Origin of the sequence: Pseudomonas sp. AM14(2022) (assembly GCF_036346455.1) — a bacterium.
Taxonomy (GTDB): domain Bacteria; phylum Pseudomonadota; class Gammaproteobacteria; order Pseudomonadales; family Pseudomonadaceae; genus Aquipseudomonas; species Aquipseudomonas putida_A.
The window spans coordinates 296,612-314,741 of sequence record NZ_JAOTNY010000005.1 but is presented as its reverse complement, the minus strand read 5'-3'; the positions used below and the strand labels follow the sequence as shown (position 1 = coordinate 314,741).

The 18,130-nt window shown below is 60.2% G+C and carries 15 protein-coding genes; 4 read left to right on the top strand and 11 right to left on the bottom strand.

Annotation, left to right across the window (positions count from 1 at the left end; all coding sequences use genetic code 11):
- Nucleotides 1–18: 18 nt before the first annotated feature.
- Both V3W27_RS13350 and V3W27_RS13345 read left to right on the top strand, forming a co-directional pair.
- On the top strand, nt 19–525 hold the full coding sequence (locus tag V3W27_RS13350) for a hypothetical protein (RefSeq protein WP_330206784.1): 507 nt from the start codon (nt 19–21) through the stop codon (nt 523–525).
- Entirely contained in the window at nt 522–821 is a 300-nt protein-coding gene (locus V3W27_RS13345; RefSeq protein WP_330206783.1) for a hypothetical protein, read from the top strand. Before V3W27_RS13350 ends, V3W27_RS13345 begins: the two co-directional genes overlap by 4 nt.
- 56 nt (nt 822–877) lie before the next feature.
- Here V3W27_RS13345 and V3W27_RS13340 read toward each other — a convergent pair whose 3' ends face one another.
- Entirely contained in the window at nt 878–1,165 is a 288-nt protein-coding gene (locus V3W27_RS13340) for an addiction module antidote protein (protein ID WP_007943750.1), read from the bottom strand.
- A complete protein-coding gene (locus tag V3W27_RS13335; protein ID WP_330206782.1) occupies nt 1,162–1,467 on the bottom strand; it encodes a type II toxin-antitoxin system RelE/ParE family toxin in 306 nt (101 codons plus the stop codon). Before V3W27_RS13335 ends, V3W27_RS13340 begins: the two co-directional genes overlap by 4 nt.
- 117 nt (nt 1,468–1,584) lie before the next feature.
- Here V3W27_RS13335 and V3W27_RS13330 point away from each other — a divergent pair, with 117 nt between their 5' ends.
- The gene (locus V3W27_RS13330; RefSeq protein WP_139053552.1) at nt 1,585–2,022 is read left to right on the top strand and encodes an excinuclease; all 438 of its coding nucleotides are present in this window, start codon (nt 1,585–1,587) and stop codon (nt 2,020–2,022) included.
- 103 nt (nt 2,023–2,125) lie between these two features.
- Here V3W27_RS13330 and V3W27_RS13325 read toward each other — a convergent pair whose 3' ends face one another.
- Complete coding sequence (locus tag V3W27_RS13325) at nt 2,126–3,028, bottom strand: LysR family transcriptional regulator (RefSeq protein WP_095138029.1); 903 nt, start codon at nt 3,026–3,028, stop codon at nt 2,126–2,128.
- A gap of 178 nt (nt 3,029–3,206) precedes the next feature.
- On the opposite strand from V3W27_RS13325, the gene V3W27_RS13320 reads away from it, so the two are divergent.
- Entirely contained in the window at nt 3,207–4,424 is a 1,218-nt protein-coding gene (locus V3W27_RS13320; protein WP_412103650.1) for an MFS transporter, read from the top strand.
- Nucleotide 4,425: 1 nt separating this feature from the next.
- Here the strand turns inward: V3W27_RS13320 and V3W27_RS13315 are convergent, their stop codons facing one another.
- From V3W27_RS13315 to pilQ, 8 genes are all read right to left on the bottom strand, one after another.
- Entirely contained in the window at nt 4,426–4,938 is a 513-nt protein-coding gene (locus V3W27_RS13315; RefSeq protein ID WP_330206781.1) for a cytochrome b, read from the bottom strand.
- Between the two features lie 188 nt (nt 4,939–5,126).
- Nucleotides 5,127–6,194, bottom strand: a complete 1,068-nt coding sequence (gene hemE, locus V3W27_RS13310) for a uroporphyrinogen decarboxylase (RefSeq protein WP_330206780.1) — start codon at nt 6,192–6,194, stop codon at nt 5,127–5,129.
- A 239-nt stretch (nt 6,195–6,433) separates the two neighbouring features.
- On the bottom strand, nt 6,434–7,852 hold the full coding sequence (locus V3W27_RS13305) for an FAD-dependent oxidoreductase (protein WP_007909438.1): 1,419 nt from the start codon (nt 7,850–7,852) through the stop codon (nt 6,434–6,436).
- Between the two features lie 33 nt (nt 7,853–7,885).
- On the bottom strand, nt 7,886–12,331 hold the full coding sequence (gene gltB / locus V3W27_RS13300) for a glutamate synthase large subunit (RefSeq protein ID WP_115988376.1): 4,446 nt from the start codon (nt 12,329–12,331) through the stop codon (nt 7,886–7,888).
- 350 nt (nt 12,332–12,681) lie between these two features.
- On the bottom strand, nt 12,682–14,271 hold the full coding sequence (locus tag V3W27_RS13295; protein ID WP_330206779.1) for an AAA family ATPase: 1,590 nt from the start codon (nt 14,269–14,271) through the stop codon (nt 12,682–12,684).
- A 10-nt stretch (nt 14,272–14,281) separates the two neighbouring features.
- Nucleotides 14,282–15,382 carry a 3-dehydroquinate synthase gene (aroB, locus tag V3W27_RS13290; protein WP_210556778.1) on the bottom strand — a complete coding sequence of 367 codons (1,101 nt, stop codon included), beginning with the start codon at nt 15,380–15,382 and terminating at the stop codon, nt 14,282–14,284.
- A 151-nt stretch (nt 15,383–15,533) separates the two neighbouring features.
- Nucleotides 15,534–16,052, bottom strand: coding sequence for a shikimate kinase AroK (gene aroK, locus V3W27_RS13285; RefSeq protein WP_027611316.1), 519 nt, complete (start codon nt 16,050–16,052; stop codon nt 15,534–15,536).
- Nucleotides 16,053–16,056: 4 nt separating this feature from the next.
- Complete coding sequence (gene pilQ / locus V3W27_RS13280; RefSeq protein ID WP_330206778.1) at nt 16,057–18,129, bottom strand: type IV pilus secretin PilQ; 2,073 nt, start codon at nt 18,127–18,129, stop codon at nt 16,057–16,059.
- Nucleotide 18,130 lies beyond the last annotated feature (1 nt).

The following is an 18,130-nucleotide window of genomic DNA, read 5'->3' as shown; positions in this document are numbered from 1 at the left end:
ACGTTTGGAGTGAAGGGAATGACTCAGTTTCACCGCATCGCCGCCCTGCTGGCCCTGGCCTTTGTGCTCGGCGGTTGCACCAGCAAACCGGTTTACAACGCCAAGGAAGAGTTCTCGCCCAACCTCGGCTTCACCCAGCAACAGATGAGCCGCGCCATCGTCACCGCACTCAACGACCGCCAGTGGGTGGTGCAGTCAGTGCGTCCGGGCATGATCAAAGCGGCGATTACCGTACGCGGCCGTCACCACGCCGAAGTCGACATCCCGTTCAGCCCGACCTCGTTTGAAATCGACTACCGCAGCAGCTACGGCCTCGACGCCAAGGACGGCAAGATCCACGGCAACTACAACCGCTGGGTCAACCGCCTGCGCGACAACGTGCTCAAGGAACTGTCGATCAACCCGGACATCGAGTTCGTCAACGACTTGGGCATCGTCAAGCAAGGCGCCAACGAGCCGACTTACCTGAGCTTCGCGAGGGCGTCAAACGCGCCACCGACGCCGGCCTGCTCGACGGCAGCGTGAAGTTCTACCTGGCCGGCGAAACCCTGCCTAAACAGGTGCGCAAACTCGACACCGTCAGCAGCAGCCGCAAAACCAACGGCTCGAACAAATCCGACGCCGACGCCTGCTTCTGGGCCCTGCAGTCGGCTCTCGCCACCCTGCAGAACGCCGCGAAAAAAGCCGACGCCAACGCCGTGATCAACATCGCCAGCGTCGACCAGCGCGACCTGTACAAAGACACCGAGAAATTCCAGTGCCGCGCCGGCCTTGTGGTGTCGAGCGTGGCGTTGCGTGGGGATTTGGCTCACGTCGATTGATTGACAGTAGAAACGACAAAGGGCGCCTTACGGCGCCCTTTGCTATTCAGTTCAGCTCAAGTGCTGGCATGTAACTTCAAGCCCAACGCCTTCACCACTTTCAGAATCGTTCCAAACTCAGGATTTCCTTCACCTGACAGTGCACGGTAGAGACTTTCTCGAGACAGCCCGGCGTCACGTGCGACTTGGGTCATTCCTCGCGCTCTCGCAATGGTGCCCAGTGCCTTGGCGATAAAGGCAGGATCATCTCCAGCCTCCTCCATGCAGGCATCCAGATAATTGGCCATGTCCTCTTCTGTCTTGAGGTACTCGGCTGAGTCCCAACGAGTGAATTGTTCGGTCATGGGTTTTGCTCCTGCCAAGACTCCGCGATGAGCCTGGCTTGCTTGATATCTCGGGGTTGGCTGCTCTTGTCTCCACCACAAAGGAGGATGACCACTTGCCGACCTTGTTGCATGAAATAGACTCGATATCCGGGGCCATAGTCAATTCTGACTTCGCTGAGCCCCTCACCGACGGCTTTGAAATCACCAAAATTCCCATCGGCCATACGATCAATGCGCACCTGAATACGCATCCTGGCGCGGCTGTCAGCCAGCTTCAAAAGCCAGCAGGAGAATGTTGAACTTCGAATAATCTCGGGCATGCTCGGAAGTGTAGCCCTTGAGCTACACATGTTCCAGATGGTTTTTTCTGCACCGACGTACGGTGTCTACACTCCATAAATCGTTGAATGCTGACTCGCAAAGTCAAGGACATGACCATGCAAGTGAAAGCCCTGATCGCCGCCACGCTCCTCGGGTTATTGCCCAGCGCCAGCCACGCCACCAATCTGATGTACATGCCGTTCGAGACCGTGCTCTCGGACGCGATTCGCGCCGGGCGGCTGGATGGCAGTGTGAAATTCTATTTGATCGGCAACGGACCACAGGGCACGCAGCGCTTGTTGCGCCGGGATGTGGTCAGTGATTTGCGCACCAACGGTTTCAACAAGAGCGATCACGACTCCTGCGAATGGGTGCTGCAGTCGAACCTGATCAAGTTGCAGGCCGACGCCAAGCGGGTCGGGGCGAATGCGGTGGTCAATATCGTCAGTTATTACGACCAGCATGTGCGCAAGGATTTGAATACCTATGAGTGTCGGGCCGGGGTGTTTGTGACGCGGGTGGCGTTGAAGGGGGATCTGGTGCGGTTGCCCTGAGAGGTGTGGTGTTTGGACGGGCGCCTTCGCGAGCAAGCCCGCTCCCACAGGGGAACGTATTCCAGGGTGGGAGCGGGCTTGCTCGCGAAGAGGCCGACAGGCATCACACTGATGAAGGCTCAACCTTGCGTGTAAGCAGTTCGACGAACGCCTTGGCCATCGGCGATTTCTGATCCTTGCGCTGCACCAGCCACACGGCCGACACCGCCTCCGGATCGAGCAGTGGTCGATAGACCACACCGTCAATGCGCATCCGCTGATACGACGCCGGCAACACCGAAACCCCCAGCCCCGCTGCGACCAGTCCGATGATGGTCATCGCCTCACCGGCCTCCTGGGCGAAGTGCGGACTGAAGCCGGCATCGCGGGCCAGACTGAGCAGTTGCGCATACAACCCGCTGCCATAGCTGCGTGGAAAGAACACAAACGGCTCCAGCGCCAGCGCCGAGAGGAACAGCCCTTCCTCGCTGCCCTGCGCCAACGGATGTTTGGAGCCGAGCACCGCCACCAGCGGCTCACGCATCAGCTCGACCACACTCAGCGAATCCGGCAGGCCCAGCGGGCGCATGATCCCGACTTCGATCGACTGATCCACCAGCGCATCCGCGACCATGGTGCTGCTCATCTCCCGCAGGTTCAGGTGCACTGCCGGGAAACGCTGACGAAAAGAAAAAATCGCCTGGGGAATGGTCGAGTTGAACGGCGCCGACGAAGTGAAGCCAATCTTCAATTCGCCGAGTTCGCCGAGTTGCGCACGCCGGGCGACGTCCGCCGCTTTGTCGACCTGCGCCAGCACCAGCCGCGCTTCCTCCAGAAACAATCGGCCAGCCTCACTCAGCTCGACCCGACGATTGGTGCGTTCGAACAACCGCGCGCCGACCTCTTGCTCCAGCGCCTGAATCTGCTGGCTCAGCGGTGGCTGGGAGATCCCCAGCACCTGTGCCGCGCGGCCGAAATGCAGTTCTTCGGCGACGGCGATGAAGTAGCGCAGATGACGCAATTCCATGGAAACCCCATTAGGTCGTTAAAGCTATCAAACAGGTCGAACAATATATTGGATAGAAACATTAGCCAGCTATATGATTTTTTCATTGCCTGCCTGGCCGTGCCCTCCGAGGTCTGATGTGAAAACCGCCGCCGCCCCTCTTGCCCATGAAGTTCCGCCTGCCGCGGCGGACGATGTCATCGCCGAGCTGCAGGAGATCTACATCGAAAAAGGCACGCCGATGTTCATGCGCACGGTACTGGCGCTGTTCAGCGGCGGCTTCGCGACCTTCGCTTTGCTGTATTGCGTGCAGCCGATGATGCCGCTGCTGTCCCACGAGTATGGAATCAACGCGGCGCAGAGCAGCCTGATTCTGTCGGTAGCGACTGGCATGCTGGCCGTCGGGCTGTTGATCACCGGGCCGATCTCCGACCGGGTCGGACGCAAACCGGTGATGGTCGCGGCACTGTTCGCCGCCGCGTTGTGCACCATCGCCAGCTCGATGATGCCGAGCTGGCACGGCGTGCTGATCATGCGCGCGCTGATCGGGCTGTCGCTGAGCGGCCTGGCGGCGGTGGCGATGACGTATCTGAGCGAGGAAATCCATCCACAGCACATCGGTCTGGCGATGGGCCTGTACATCGGCGGCAACGCGATTGGCGGGATGAGCGGGAGGTTGATCACCGGGGTGTTGATCGACTTTGTCAGTTGGCACACGGCAATGCTGGTAATCGGCGGTCTGGCATTGGTTGCGGCGGCAGTATTCTGGAAAATCCTCCCCGAATCGCGCAACTTCCGCTCACGCTCGCTGCACCCACGCAGCCTGCTCGATGGCTTCACCATGCACTTTCGCGACGCCGGCCTGCCGCTGCTGTTTCTTGAAGCGTTCGTGCTGATGGGCGCCTTCGTCACTCTGTTCAACTACATCGGTTATCGCCTGCTGGCCGCGCCGTACAACCTCGATCAGGTGTTCGTCGGTTTGCTGTCGGTGGTGTACCTGTCGGGCATCTACAGCTCGGCGAAGATCGGTTCGCTGGCGGACAAACTGGGGCGGCGCAAAGTGCTGTGGGCAACCATCGCACTGATGTTCGCCGGCCTTGCGCTCACGATGTTTACGCCGCTGTTGCTGGTGATCGTCGGTATGCTGATCTTCACCTTCGGCTTCTTCGGCGCGCACTCGGTGGCGAGCAGCTGGATCGGCCGGCGTGCGACCAAGGCCAAGGGCCAGGCGTCGTCGTTGTATTTGTTCAGCTATTACGCCGGGTCGAGTATTGCCGGCACGGCTGGCGGGGTGTTCTGGCATCTCGGCGGGTGGAATGGCATCGGCCTGTTTATTGGCGCCCTGTTGATGATCGCGCTGTTGGTGGCGTTGAAACTGGCGAAGTTGCCGCCCCTCGGTGGCAGCGCTCCCGCTTGAGTCAGAACACCATTTTTTTCAGGATTCGGCGCCCACACATTTCGTGTTTGATAACGGCTGCGATGTGTAGCGCTACTTGAACCAGTAACATCACGCACGCCCAAACATGGATGACGAAGAACCGATCAATCCACTGTAGATCGTTCAGCGGCGCCGGAATAAGAACCAGATCAAATATATTGATCGGTCGATCCATCATTAATATTCCTGTGAGCAAGACAACCGCCGTCATCAGATAAATAGACTTATGCATCCACCTCGCCAGACGCTCCACAAAGGTCCTGTCCACCTCGCAAGTGGTGTGAGAGCCTCTGACAGAAACATACAATCTCAGTATAAATATCGGAATAAATAAAGCCGTCACCGAAACATTTATAAATCCAACTATCGATTTTGTTTCCGCTGCAACTCTAATGACTGACACATAGAAGCCAGACAAAAGAGCCCATAAAATTACTGCCGCAGATATCCAGTGCAAAGCAATCTGGAGACGCGAATATCCAACCCTTTTCATTGCAACCATCCTGATAAACAAGTGGCGCCATTACAAGGCTCTTAATTATCAACGTCAACGAGAAAACCATTAACAGAAACTGCACAAAGTAAACAATCTTTACGAACAAGGTTTATTGCACTTTCAACTTAAACATACAAAAATCAATTACCGCCCGAACATTGCATTCGGGCGGTCGTGTCAAAATCTTACTCGTGATACTGCGCCGACAACTCGTGCACCGCACTCAGGAACGCACCGGCGTGCTCCGGATCGACCTCAGGGGTGATGCCGTGGCCGAGGTTGAACACGTGGCCGCTGCCCTTGCCGTAGCTGGCCAGAATGCGCCCGACTTCAGTGCGGATCGCTTCCGGTTTGGCGTAGAGCACGGTCGGGTCCATGTTGCCTTGCAGCGCGACCTTGTCGCCGACACGGGCGCGAGCGTTGCCGATGTCGCAGGTCCAGTCCAGGCCCAGTGCGTCGGCGCCAGCGTCGGCGATACTTTCCAGCCACAGGCCGCCGTTCTTGGTGAAGAGGATCACCGGCACTTTACGACCGTCGTGCTCGCGGATCAGGCCGCTGACGATTTTCTTCATGTAGGCCAGGGAGAACTCCTGGTACGCCGCCGCCGACAGGTTGCCGCCCCAGGTATCGAAGATCTGCACCGCTTGCGCGCCGGCCTGGATCTGGCCGTTGAGGTACGAGGTCACCGACTGCGCCAGTTTGTCCAGCAGCAGGTGCATGGCCTGCGGGTTGTCGTAGAGCATCGCCTTGGTCTTGCGGAAGTCTTTCGACGAGCCGCCTTCAACCATGTAAGTGGCGAGGGTCCACGGGCTGCCGGAGAAGCCGATCAGCGGCACACGACCATTCAGCTCGCGGCGAATGGTGCTGACCGCGTCCATCACATAGCCGAGATCCTTGTGTGGATCAGGGATCGGCAACGCTTCGATGTCGGCCAGGGTGCTGACGACTTTCTTGAAGCGCGGACCTTCACCGGTCTCGAAGTACAGGCCCTGGCCCATGGCATCGGGGATGGTGAGGATGTCGGAGAACAGGATCGCCGCATCCAGTTGCGGATAGCGGTCGAGCGGTTGCAACGTGACTTCGCAAGCGAATTCCGGATTCATGCACAGGCTCATGAAATCACCGGCCTGGGCACGGCTGGCGCGGTATTCAGGCAGGTAGCGGCCGGCCTGGCGCATCATCCACACCGGGGTGACGTCTACAGGTTGCTTGAGCAGGGCGCGGAGGAAACGGTCGTTCTTCAGGGCAGTCATGTCGGCATCCGGAAAAAAAGTGCGGGCATTTTCTCAGAGCGCGACGCAAAAGGCACGGATGCAGGTCAGCCTTTTGTCTATCGGGTCAATTTATTGCGTTGGAATACTGATTTTGCAACACCCCAAAACAACTGTAGGAGTGAGCCTGCTCGCGATAGCGGTGTTTCAGTCAATGCATCAGGGACTGATCTACCGTCATCGCGAGCAGGCTCACTCCTACAAGGTATTGCGTTGTTTGCTTAGACACCCAGGTAATCGAGGATCCCTTCAGCCGCATTGCGGCCTTCGAAGATTGCCGTTACCACCAGGTCGGAACCGCGCACCATGTCGCCACCGGCGAAGATTTTCGGGTTGCTGGTCTGGTGCTTGTACTGACCTTGCTCAGGCGCGACGACGCGGCCCTGGCTGTCGGTCTGGATTTCGAACTGTTCGAACCACGGTGCCGGGCTCGGGCGGAAACCGAACGCGATGACCACGGCGTCGGCCGGGATGATCTCTTCGGAACCCGGGATCGGCTCGGGGCTGCGACGGCCACGGGCATCCGGTTCGCCGAGACGGGTCTCGACCACCTTCACGCCTTCGACCTTGTCTTCACCAACGATGGCGATCGGCTGGCGGTTGTAGAGGAATTTCACGCCTTCTTCCTTGGCGTTCTTCACCTCTTTGCGCGAGCCGGGCATGTTCGCTTCATCACGACGATAGGCGCAGGTCACCGACTTGGCGCCCTGACGGATCGAGGTGCGGTTGCAGTCCATCGCCGTGTCGCCACCGCCGAGTACCACGACCTTCTTGCCTTTCATGTCGACGAAATCTTCCGGCGACTTTTCAAAGCCCAGGTTGCGGTTGACGTTGGCGATCAGGAAGTCCAGCGCGTCATAAACGCCCGGCAGATCCTCACCGGCGAAACCACCCTTCATGTAGGTGTAGGTGCCCATGCCCATGAACACGGCATCGTATTCGGCGAGCAGTTGCTCCATGGTCACATCCTTGCCGACCTCGGTGTTGAGGCGGAACTCGATGCCCATGCCGGTGAAGACTTCGCGGCGATTGCTCAACACGGTCTTCTCAAGCTTGAACTCGGGGATGCCGAAGGTCAGCAGACCGCCGATTTCCGGGTTCTTGTCGAACACCACCGGGGTCACGCCACCACGCACCAGCACGTCGGCACAACCGAGGCCCGCCGGGCCTGCGCCGATGATCGCGACACGCTTGCCGGTCGGTTTGACCTTGGACATGTCCGGGCGCCAGCCCATGGCGAACGCGGTGTCGGTGATGTACTTCTCGACCGAACCGATGGTCACCGCGCCGAAGCCGTCGTTGAGGGTGCAGGCACCCTCGCACAGACGATCCTGCGGACACACCCGGCCGCAGACTTCCGGCAGGGTGTTGGTCTGGTGCGACAGCTCGGCGGCCTGGAGGATGTTGCCCTCGGCCACCAGCTTCAGCCAGTTCGGAATGAAGTTGTGCACCGGGCACTTCCATTCGCAATACGGGTTGCCGCAACCCAGGCAGCGGTGGGCCTGGTCGGCCGACTGCTGGGGTTTGAACGGTTCGTAGATCTCGACGAACTCTTTCTTGCGTTGACGCAACAGTTTCTTCTTCGGATCCTTGCGCCCGACATCGATGAACTGGAAGTCGTTATTCAGACGTTCAGCCATTGTTAAAACCTCATCAAACTCTTCAGGCGCATATCACTGCGGGTTGGCACGAGTGCTGGAAAGCAACGATTTCAGGTTGGCAGCCTTAGGCTTGACCAGCCAGAAACGACGCAGGTAGTCATCAAGGTTCTCGGCGAGTTCACGACCCCACTCGCTCTCGGTTTCCTTGACGTACTCGTTCAGCACGTTCTGCAGGTGGCTGCGGTAGGCTTCCATCGCCTCGCCGCTGATCCGCTGGATTTCCACCAGTTCGTGGTTGACCCGGTCAACGAAGGTGTTGTCCTGGTCGAGCACGTAGGCGAAACCACCGGTCATGCCAGAGCCGAAGTTGTAACCGGTCTTGCCCAAAACGCAGACGAAACCACCGGTCATGTACTCGCAGCAGTGATCGCCAGTGCCTTCCACGACCGTGTGGGCACCGGAGTTGCGCACGGCAAAACGCTCGCCTGCGGTGCCGGCGGCGAACAGCTTGCCGCCGGTGGCGCCGTACAGGCAGGTGTTGCCGATGATGGCGCTGTTCTGAGTCTGATAGACGCTGCCCTTCGGCGGCACGATGACCAGTTTGCCACCGGTCATGCCTTTGCCGACGTAGTCGTTGGCGTCGCCTTCCAGGTACATGTTCAGACCGCCGGCGTTCCACACGCCGAAGCTCTGACCGGCCGTGCCTTTGAAGCGGAAGGTGATCGGCGCGTTGGCCATGCCCTGATTGCCGTGCTTGCGCGCAATTTCGCCGGAAATCCGCGCACCGATCGAACGGTCGCAGTTGCAGATGTCCAGTTCGAACTCGGCGCCGCTGAGGTCGTTGATCGCCGACGTCGCCATGTCGACCATTTTCTCGGCCAGCAGGCCTTGGTCAAACGGCGGGTTGCGCTCAACGCCGCAGAATTGCGGTTTGTCCGCCGGGATGTGATCGCTGCCCAGCAGCGGGGTCAGATCCAGATGGTGTTGCTTGGCGGTCTGGCCTTCGAGGATTTCCAGCAGATCGGTGCGGCCGATCAGCTCTTCGAGGGAGCGCACGCCGAGCTTGGCCAGCCACTCACGGGTTTCTTCGGCGACGTAGGTGAAGAAGTTCACCACCATGTCGACGGTACCGATGTAGTGATCCTTGCGCAGCTTCTCGTTCTGCGTCGCAACGCCGGTGGCGCAGTTGTTCAGGTGGCAGATGCGCAGGTATTTGCAGCCCAGGGCAATCATTGGCGCTGTACCGAAGCCGAAGCTTTCGGCACCGAGGATCGCTGCCTTGATCACGTCGAGGCCGGTTTTCAGGCCGCCGTCGGTCTGCACCCGGACTTTGCCGCGCAGGTCGTTGCCGCGCAGGGTCTGGTGGGTTTCAGCGAGGCCGAGTTCCCACGGAGCGCCCGCGTATTTGATCGAGGTCAGCGGCGAAGCACCGGTGCCACCGTCGTAGCCGGAGATGGTGATCAAGTCCGCATAGGCCTTGGCTACACCGGCGGCGATGGTGCCGACGCCCGCTTCCGCGACCAGTTTCACCGAAACCAGTGCCTTCGGGTTGACCTGTTTCAGGTCGAAGATCAGTTGCGACAAGTCTTCGATCGAGTAGATGTCGTGGTGCGGCGGTGGCGAAATCAGGGTCACGCCCGGCACTGCGTAACGCAGCTTGGCGATCAGCCCGTTGACCTTGCCGCCCGGCAGTTGCCCGCCCTCGCCCGGCTTGGCGCCCTGCGCGACCTTGATCTGCAGCACTTCGGCGTTGACCAGGTATTCCGGGGTGACACCGAAACGGCCGGTCGCGACCTGCTTGATTTTCGAGCTCTTGATGGTGCCGTAGCGCGCCGGGTCTTCGCCGCCTTCGCCGGAGTTGGAACGCGCACCGAGGCGGTTCATGGCTTCGGCCAGGGCTTCGTGCGCTTCCGGCGACAGTGCGCCCAGCGAGATACCGGCGGAGTCGAAGCGCTTGAGCACTGATTCCAGCGGTTCGACTTCGCTGATGTCCAGCGGCTTGTCGAGGGTCTTGACCTTGAACAGGTCGCGGATCATCGACACCGGGCGGTTATCCACCAGCGAGGTGTATTCCTTGAACTTGGCATAGTCGCCCTGCTGCACGGCGGCTTGCAGGGTGTTGACCACGTCCGGGTTGTAAGCGTGATATTCGCCGCCGTGGACGAACTTCAGCAGACCGCCCTGCTGGATCGGTTTGCGCGGGCTCCAGGCTTCGGTAGCGAGGGCTTTCTGCTCGGCTTCGATGTCGACGAAACGCGCACCCTTGATGCGGCTCGGCACGCCACGGAAGCTCAGCTCGCACACTTCTTCGGACAGGCCGATGGCTTCGAACAGCTGCGCACCACGGTATGAGGCGATGGTCGAGATGCCCATCTTCGACAGGATCTTCAACAGGCCTTTGGTAATGCCCTTGCGGTAGTTCTTGAACACCTCATAGAGGTCGCCCAGCACTTCACCGGTGCGGATCAGGTCGCCCAGCACTTCGTAGGCCAGGAACGGATAGACCGCCGAGGCGCCGAAACCGATCAGCACCGCAAAGTGATGCGGATCGCGCGCGGTGGCGGTTTCAACGAGGATGTTGGAATCGCAGCGCAGGCCTTTTTCGGTCAGGCGGTGGTGCACCGCGCCGGTCGCCAGCGAAGCGTGGATCGGCAGTTTGCCCGGCGCGATATGACGGTCGCTCAGAACGATCTGGGTACGCCCGGCACGCACGGCTTCTTCAGCCTGATCGGCGACGTTGCGGATCGCCGCTTCGAGGCCGACACTTTCGTCGTAGTTGAGGTCGATGATCTGCCGCTCGAAACCCGGGCGGTCGAGGTTCATCAGCGAGCGCCACTTGGCCGGCGAAATCACTGGCGAGCTGAGGATCACGCGCGAGGCGTGCTCCGGCGATTCCTGGAAGATGTTGCGCTCGGCACCGAGGCAGATCTCCAGCGACATCACGATCGCTTCACGCAGCGGGTCGATCGGCGGGTTGGTGACCTGCGCGAACTGCTGGCGGAAATAGTCGTACGGCGTGCGCACACGCTGCGACAGCACGGCCATCGGCGTATCGTCACCCATCGAGCCAACGGCTTCGTAGCCTTGCTCACCGAGCGGGCGCAGCACCTGATCACGCTCTTCGAACGTGACCTGATACATCTTCATGTATTGCTTGAGCTGATCCACGTCGTAGAACGCCGAACCGTGGTCGTTATCTTCCATGGTCGCCTGGATACGCAGAGCGTTCTTGCGCAGCCATTGCTTGTACGGATGACGGGACTTCAGACGGTTGTCGATCGCGTCGGTATCGAGGATCTGCCCGGTCTCGGTGTCCACGGCGAGGATCTGCCCCGGACCGACACGGCCCTTGGCGATCACGTCCTCTGGCTGGTAGTTCCAGACGCCGATTTCCGAGGCAACGGTGATGAAACCGTTGGTGGTAGTAACCCAGCGTGCCGGACGCAGACCGTTACGATCGAGCAGGCACACCGCGTAACGACCATCGGTCATTACCACGCCGGCCGGGCCGTCCCACGGTTCCATGTGCATCGAGTTGTACTCGTAGAACGCACGCAGATCCGGGTCCATGGTTTCAACGTTCTGCCACGCTGGCGGAATGATCATCCGCACGCCACGGAACAGGTCGATGCCACCGGTGACCATCAGTTCGAGCATGTTGTCCATGCTCGAGGAGTCGGAACCGACACGGTTGACCAGCGGGCCGAGTTCTTCCAGATCCATCAGATCGTTGGTGAACTTGGTCCGACGGGCCTGTGCCCAGTTACGGTTACCAGTGATGGTGTTGATCTCACCGTTGTGGGCGAGGAAACGGAATGGCTGGGCCAGCGGCCATTTCGGCAAGGTGTTGGTGGAGAAGCGCTGGTGGAACACGCAGATCGCGGTTTGCAGGCGCTGGTCACCCAGGTCCGGATAGAACGCGGCCAGGTCGGCCGGCATCATCAGGCCTTTATAGATGATGGTCTTGTGCGAAAAGCTGCAGATGTAGTGGTCGGTGTCGGCGGCGTTGGCCACCGACGAGCGACGACGGGCGCTGAACAGCTTGACCGCCATGTCCTGATCGCTCAGGCCTTCACCGCCGATGTACACCTGCTCGATCTGCGGCAGGCGCTCGAGGGCCAGTCGGCCGAGGACGCTGGTGTCGATCGGCACTTTGCGCCAGCCGATCAGTTGCAGGCCTTCAGCGAGGATCTCGCGGTTCATGTTCTCGCGAGCGGCTTCGGCCTTGGCCGGATCCTGATTGAAGAAGACCATGCCCACGGCATATTGCTTGGGCAGTTCGACGCTGAAGTTTTCCTGGGCCATCGCCCGCAGGAACGCGTCAGGCTTTTGAATCAGCAGACCGCAACCGTCACCGGTCTTGCCGTCGGCATTAATCCCACCGCGGTGGGTCATGCAGGTCAGGGCCTCGATGGCCGTTTGCAAAAGGGTATGACTGGGCTCGCCCTGCATATGGGCTATCAGGCCGAAACCGCAGTTATCCTTGAATTCATCTGGTTGGTACAGACCTGCTTTCATAGACACTTTCTCACCAGGCTGCCTCTTTTCGAGGCAAATTTCTTTTCAATTCAACCACTTGCTTGCCGCGCCGAACGTACGCCGGCTTTGCGGGGGCAAAAGGGTGGTCATTGTACACAGCGACACAGAGGCTCACAAATTTGACGACGAAATGTCGCAAATTCATGTCGCATTTGTGAAAGGTTTAAAGCGATCTGCTGTGCTAGTCAAAACTTTTTTAATTTTGACTGCAACGACTCAAAGACTACTGTGACGCAGACACCACAAGGCACGCGGTCTGTAGAGACGGCGCGCACTCGTAGAAATTTTGAGGTGCTTGGAGAGGCGGCCTGGGTAAGGCCGCCGAATCTTCAGCGAGTTGTTGCCAGTTCCTGTTGGACGCTGGCGACAGTGCGAGGCCAAGGTTTACCAGCCTGAACCTTCGCTGGCAAGGCCTTGATGGCAGAAACGGCTGCATCACGATTGGCGAAGTTGCCGTAGGTGATCACGTAGAGCGGCTTGCCGTTGAGGACTTTCTTGAAATAACGGTACTCGCCGCCCTGCTCCTTGACGAAGTTCTGTGCGGTCGCTTCGGAGCTGGTGCCGAGGATCTGCACCACGTAATTGCTGGTCGGCTGACCGGCGTACCAGCTGCCACCGGCAGCCTTGGCCACGGTAACCGGCTTCTCGGCCGGTTTGGCAGCCGCAACAGGCTTGGCCGGGGCCGGAGCCGGTTTGGCCGCTGGCGCTGCCGGAGCAGGCTTGGCGGTGGCGATCTGAGTCGGTGCTGGGGTCGGCTTGGCCGCCGGAACAGGTACTGGCGTCGGAGCCGGGCCGGCCGGAACACCTGCCGGTGGTGCGGAAGTCGTGACGGTCGGCGGCGTCGCGCTGGAACCTTCGACCGGTACGCCGTCGTCGCCTTCGGTGATACCGCCAGCAGCCTCAGCCAGCGGGCCGCGCATCACCGGTTGCGAGTTGCCGACCAGCGGCAGCGGCATCGGCTGGGTATTGCCGGCGAACTCGACGTTCGGCGCGCCACCCTTGGCGCCCTGACCCAATGGCAGTTGTGCCTGTTCGTTGGCGGGTGCGCCAGTGGTTGGCGCCTTGTTGCGACCCGGCATCAGCCAGGCGGCGGCGACCGCGACCACAACGACGGCGGATATCGCCAATACGTGTTTCTTCGGCATGTTGAACCCCATACTTGGACGCTTGACCGCAGAGCGGCTGGCAATCATGACTTCGATCAGTGCATCGCGAGCGACCTGGTTGATGTTGCCAGGCCAACCCTCGGCGCTTTCGTGAATCTCAGAGATCTGATCCGCGGTGAAAAGTTCGACACCCCGGCCCGCACCTTCGAGCCGTTGGTCGAGATATTCGCGGGTCTCTTCTTCGGTATACGGCTGCAGTTCGATGACGTGGAAGCGCTCTTCCTCGAGGTGCAAGGCCTCCAGTTGCGCGATCAGCGACGACTCACCGAACAGGAACACATGCGGGCGACCTTCCGGTGCCCCGGCACCCAGCGCCATCAGCGCTTCGAGGGCGGATTCGTCGAGCTGCTCGGCGTCATCCACCAGCAGATAGACCTCCTGGCCGGTAAGTGCGAGTTGCACTACCTGATCCAGAATCGCGCCAACTTCGGCCTGAGCCACGTTCAGTGCCTGAGCCACCTGGCGCAGCACGCCGGCGGCATCGCCAGCCCCACGGGCCGACACGACAACGCTTTGCACCGATTGCTTGTTGGTGCTGGCCACCAGCGCCTGACGCAGCAAGGTCTTGCCACTACCCTGCGGGCCGGTGACCACCAGCAGCAACTGGCTGTAACGCGCCAGGTGGTGCAATTGCCCCAGCACCGGTTTGCGCTGGGCCGGGAAGAATTTGAAGCCCGGCACCCGCGGCGCGAAAGGGTCGTGACTTAACTGGAAATGGCCGAGGAACGCCTCGTCGGCATGCAAACTAGTCATCGGAATCTTATTAACCTTTAAGCTGAGCCAGAGCGCGGTAATCCGCTCCCAGCGTGGCCTGTAGAACCTCTTTCGGATAATCGGCGGTCACCACCGCTTCGCCCATCCGGCGCAGCAGCACCAGGCGCAGACGACCGTCGATCACTTTTTTATCAATTGCCATATGTTCGAGAAAATCGGCTTCGGTCATTTCTTCCGGCGGAATCACCGGCAGACCGGCACGCTGGAACAGACGAATGCCGCGATCACGTTCCTGCTCGCTGATCCAGCCCAGACGCGCGGACATCTCCAGCGCCATCACGGTGCCAGCGGCCACCGCCTCACCATGCAACCAGACACCATAGCCCATGTGGGTCTCGATGGCGTGGCCGAAGGTGTGGCCGAGGTTGAGCGTGGCGCGCACGCCGGTTTCCTTCTCATCGGCACCGACCACTGCTGCCTTGGCCGCGCAGGAACGCTCGATGGCGTAGGTCAGGGCCTTCTGGTCCAGCGCGCGCAGAGCGTCGACGTTGTCTTCGAGCCAGGCCAGGAACGGCTCGTCGCAGATCAGACCGTACTTGATGACTTCGGCCAGACCGGCGGACAGTTCACGCTCCGGCAGGGTTTTCAGCGATGCAGTATCGATCAGCACCACGTTCGGCTGATAGAACGCGCCGACCATGTTCTTGCCCAGCGGATGGTTGATACCGGTCTTGCCGCCCACCGACGAATCGACCTGGGACAGCAGCGTGGTAGGAATCTGGATGAAATCGACACCGCGCTGGTAGCAGGCGGCGGCAAAACCGGCCATGTCACCGATGACACCGCCGCCGAGGGCGATGATCGTGGTGCGGCGGTCGTGACGGGCAGTCAGCAGGCCGTCGAAGATCAGTTGCAGGGTTTCCCAGTTCTTGAAGGCTTCGCCGTCCGGCAGCACCACCGAGATCACCGAGAACTGCGCAAGGCTGCGGGTCAGACGTTCGAGATAGAGCGGCGCAACGGTCTCGTTGGAGATGATTGCCACTTGCCGCCCATGGATATGCGGCGCCAGCAACTCGGGCTGATCCAACAAACCTTCGCCAATATGAATCGGGTAGCTGCGCTCGCCTAGATCGACCTTGAGTGTCTGCATGTGTCCCCACAGTGAAGATGGAAGCAGGCGTCCTGCCCTGAATTATTGGTTGTCTGCGGCCTGTAGCGAATCTGACGCCGCTCGCACGCCATCCGCCACAACCTCGGCGGTTGTGACAGGACCCCGAGGATAGCGCATTTCCGGCGGCGCTTTAACGGGGTGGCAGCTGTGCCAGACGGTCGAGAATGTCGAGCACCACCATGCGCGGTGGCCGTTCGTCGGTTTCCACCACCAGATCGGCGATCTCCCGATAAAGCGGATCGCGGATCTCCAACAGGTCTCGCAGGGTTTTCGCCGGATCGGCGGTGCGTAGCAAAGGACGATTGCGATCGCGCGATGTACGCCCGACCTGCTGCTCGACAGAGGCGTGCAGATACACCACCCGTCCGCCCGCGTGCAGGGCCTTGCGGTTGGCATCACGCATCACCGCGCCGCCACCGGTCGCCAGCACCACGCCGTCGAACGCGCACAGCTCGGCGATCATCGCCTGCTCACGGTCACGAAAGCCGGGCTCGCCTTCCTTGTCGAAGATCCACGGGATATTGGCGCCCGTGCGCAGTTCAATTTCCTTGTCGGAATCTTTGAACGGCAGGCGCAGCTCTTTGGCCAGCAACCGGCCGATGGTGCTTTTTCCAGCGCCCATCGGTCCTACAAGAATCAAATTTCGCACAGAATCAACGACTCACAGCAATCGCCTGGTTATTCATGATACGCGGAGTGAGAAATACCAGCAGCTCGGATTTTTTCTCCGAAACCACATCACGCCGGAAAAGGCGGCCAAGATACGGCACATCGCCAAGAAATGGCACCTTATCTACGACCTTGCTTTGAGTATTTGAGAAAACGCCCCCGATCACGATGGTCTCGCCGTCGTTCACCAGCACCTTGGCGTTGACCTCGTTCTTCTTGATCGGCGGTACATCCTGCACTTTGTTCAGGTAGTCCGGTTCGTCCTTGGTGACCTTGACCTCCATGATGATGCGGTTGTCGGGGGTGATCTGCGGCGTCACTTCCAGCGACAGCGAAGCCTCCTTGAACGACACCGACGTCGCACCGCTGGAGCTGGCTTCCTGATACGGAATCTCGGTGCCCTTGAGGATCTTCGCCGTCTCTTTGTCGGAGGTAACCACTTTGGGCTGCGAGACGATCTCACCGTTACCGGTCTTCTCCATGGCGGTCAGCTCAAGATCGAGCAGCACATTGTCGGTAATGAAGGCGATGCCGATCCCCGAGGTATTACCCACCGTGCCCATGTCGACGAACGGCGAGTTGGTACTGGTACTGCCCGGTGTGCCAATGGTGGTCGACGAGCCATTGCTGACCCCCGAGGTGTTCCAGTTGCCCTTGTTCTGGATCGAACCGCCCCAGCGCACGCCCAGACTCTTGTCGTAATCGACGTTGGCCTCGACGATCCGCGCCTCGATCATCACCTGGCGCACCGGAATATCCAGTTGCGCCACGATCCGCCGCAGTTCGTCGAGGCGATCCTGGGTCTGGTAGGCAATGATGTTGTTGGTGCGCTCATCGACGGTAATCGAGCCTCGTTCGTCGATTTTCGCCTCGGCACTGGTCACCGACTGGAACAGCTTGGCGATGTCCGCAGCCTTGGCGTAATTCACTTGCAGCAGCTCGCGGCGCAGCGGCGCCAGTTCGGCGATCTGTTTCTGTGACTCCAGTTCCTGGCGTTCGCGGGCGGCGATTTCGTCGGCTGGCGCCACCAGCAACACGTTGCCGATCTTGCGTTTATCCAGCCCCTTGGTTTTCAGCACCAGGTCCAGCGCCTGATCCCACGGCACGTTTTGCAGACGCAAGGTGATCCCGCCCTGCACGGTATCGCTGGCCACCAGATTGAGGTTGGTAAAGTCGGCGATCAGTTGCAGCACCGAGCGCACGTCGATGTCCTGGAAATTCAGCGAAAGCTTTTCGCCGCTGTAGCTGTTGCGGTCAGCGTTGCGCTTTTGCAGGTCATCGACCGTCATCGGGCGAATACTGACGGTCAGTTTGTTGTCGGTCTGATAGGTGGAATAGTCGAACGTGCCGCTGGGTTCGACGGTGATCACCGCACGATCGCCAGTGGCGGCAGCGTTGACGAACTGCACCGGCGTGGCGAAGTCCTTGACGTCGAGGCGCACCCGCAGCCTGTCGGGCAACTGCGTGCGAGCAAAGCTCAGGATGATCTTGCCGTCATGCTCCTGGATGTCCGGGGCGATGGTCGGATCCGACAGGTCAATGACGACGTTGCCCTCCCCCGCGGTGCCGCGCTGGAAGTCGACGCCACGAATGGTTTTGGCGACGGGGGTATAAGCCTTCGCCGGCGCCGCGACCGGTCGTGGCGCAACAACGGCTGGCCGTGGCGCAGCAGGCTTGGCGCCCTGCCCGACCACCACGAACAGATTGTTGCCCTCGACCCGTGAGGTGTAGGGCGTCAGTTGCGTCAGGTTGATGATCAAACGCGTACGGTCGTTGGCCTCGACCACTGTAGCGGTTCGCGCGTTGCCGCTGCCCAGATCGCGGGTCTTGTTCGTCAGTTGGCTGGCGACACCCGGCAGATCCAGGGCGATTCGCGCCGGCGATTCGGTGGTGTAGCCCTTGGGTTGCGGTGGCGGGCTGTCGAACGACAGCTTCAACTCGATGCGGTCACCCGGCAACGCCGCGACATCCAGCGTCTTGAGGCTGGCCGCCTGAACCATCGGTGAAAGCAGCGCTATCCATAGCGAAAAACCGAGGGTGGAGAAAATCCTGTTCATT

Bases quoted from the DNA above. Each gene is read 5' to 3' on its own strand.
- V3W27_RS13335 (WP_330206782.1), bottom strand. From the start codon at position 1,467: ATGCCCGAGATTATTCGAAGTTCAACATTCTCCTGCTGGCTTTTGAAG.
- V3W27_RS13305 (WP_007909438.1), bottom strand. From the start codon at position 7,852: ATGGCTGAACGTCTGAATAACGACTTCCAGTTCATCGATGTCGGGCGC.
- gltB (WP_115988376.1), bottom strand. From the start codon at position 12,331: ATGAAAGCAGGTCTGTACCAACCAGATGAATTCAAGGATAACTGCGGT.
- V3W27_RS13295 (WP_330206779.1), bottom strand. From the start codon at position 14,271: ATGACTAGTTTGCATGCCGACGAGGCGTTCCTCGGCCATTTCCAGTTA.
- V3W27_RS13325 (WP_095138029.1), bottom strand. From the start codon at position 3,028: ATGGAATTGCGTCATCTGCGCTACTTCATCGCCGTCGCCGAAGAACTG.
- V3W27_RS13350 (WP_330206784.1), top strand. From the start codon at position 19: ATGACTCAGTTTCACCGCATCGCCGCCCTGCTGGCCCTGGCCTTTGTG.
- pilQ (WP_330206778.1), bottom strand. From the start codon at position 18,129: ATGAACAGGATTTTCTCCACCCTCGGTTTTTCGCTATGGATAGCGCTG.
- hemE (WP_330206780.1), bottom strand. From the start codon at position 6,194: ATGACTGCCCTGAAGAACGACCGTTTCCTCCGCGCCCTGCTCAAGCAA.
- V3W27_RS13315 (WP_330206781.1), bottom strand. From the start codon at position 4,938: ATGAAAAGGGTTGGATATTCGCGTCTCCAGATTGCTTTGCACTGGATA.
- aroB (WP_210556778.1), bottom strand. From the start codon at position 15,382: ATGCAGACACTCAAGGTCGATCTAGGCGAGCGCAGCTACCCGATTCAT.
- V3W27_RS13330 (WP_139053552.1), top strand. From the start codon at position 1,585: ATGCAAGTGAAAGCCCTGATCGCCGCCACGCTCCTCGGGTTATTGCCC.
- V3W27_RS13340 (WP_007943750.1), bottom strand. From the start codon at position 1,165: ATGACCGAACAATTCACTCGTTGGGACTCAGCCGAGTACCTCAAGACA.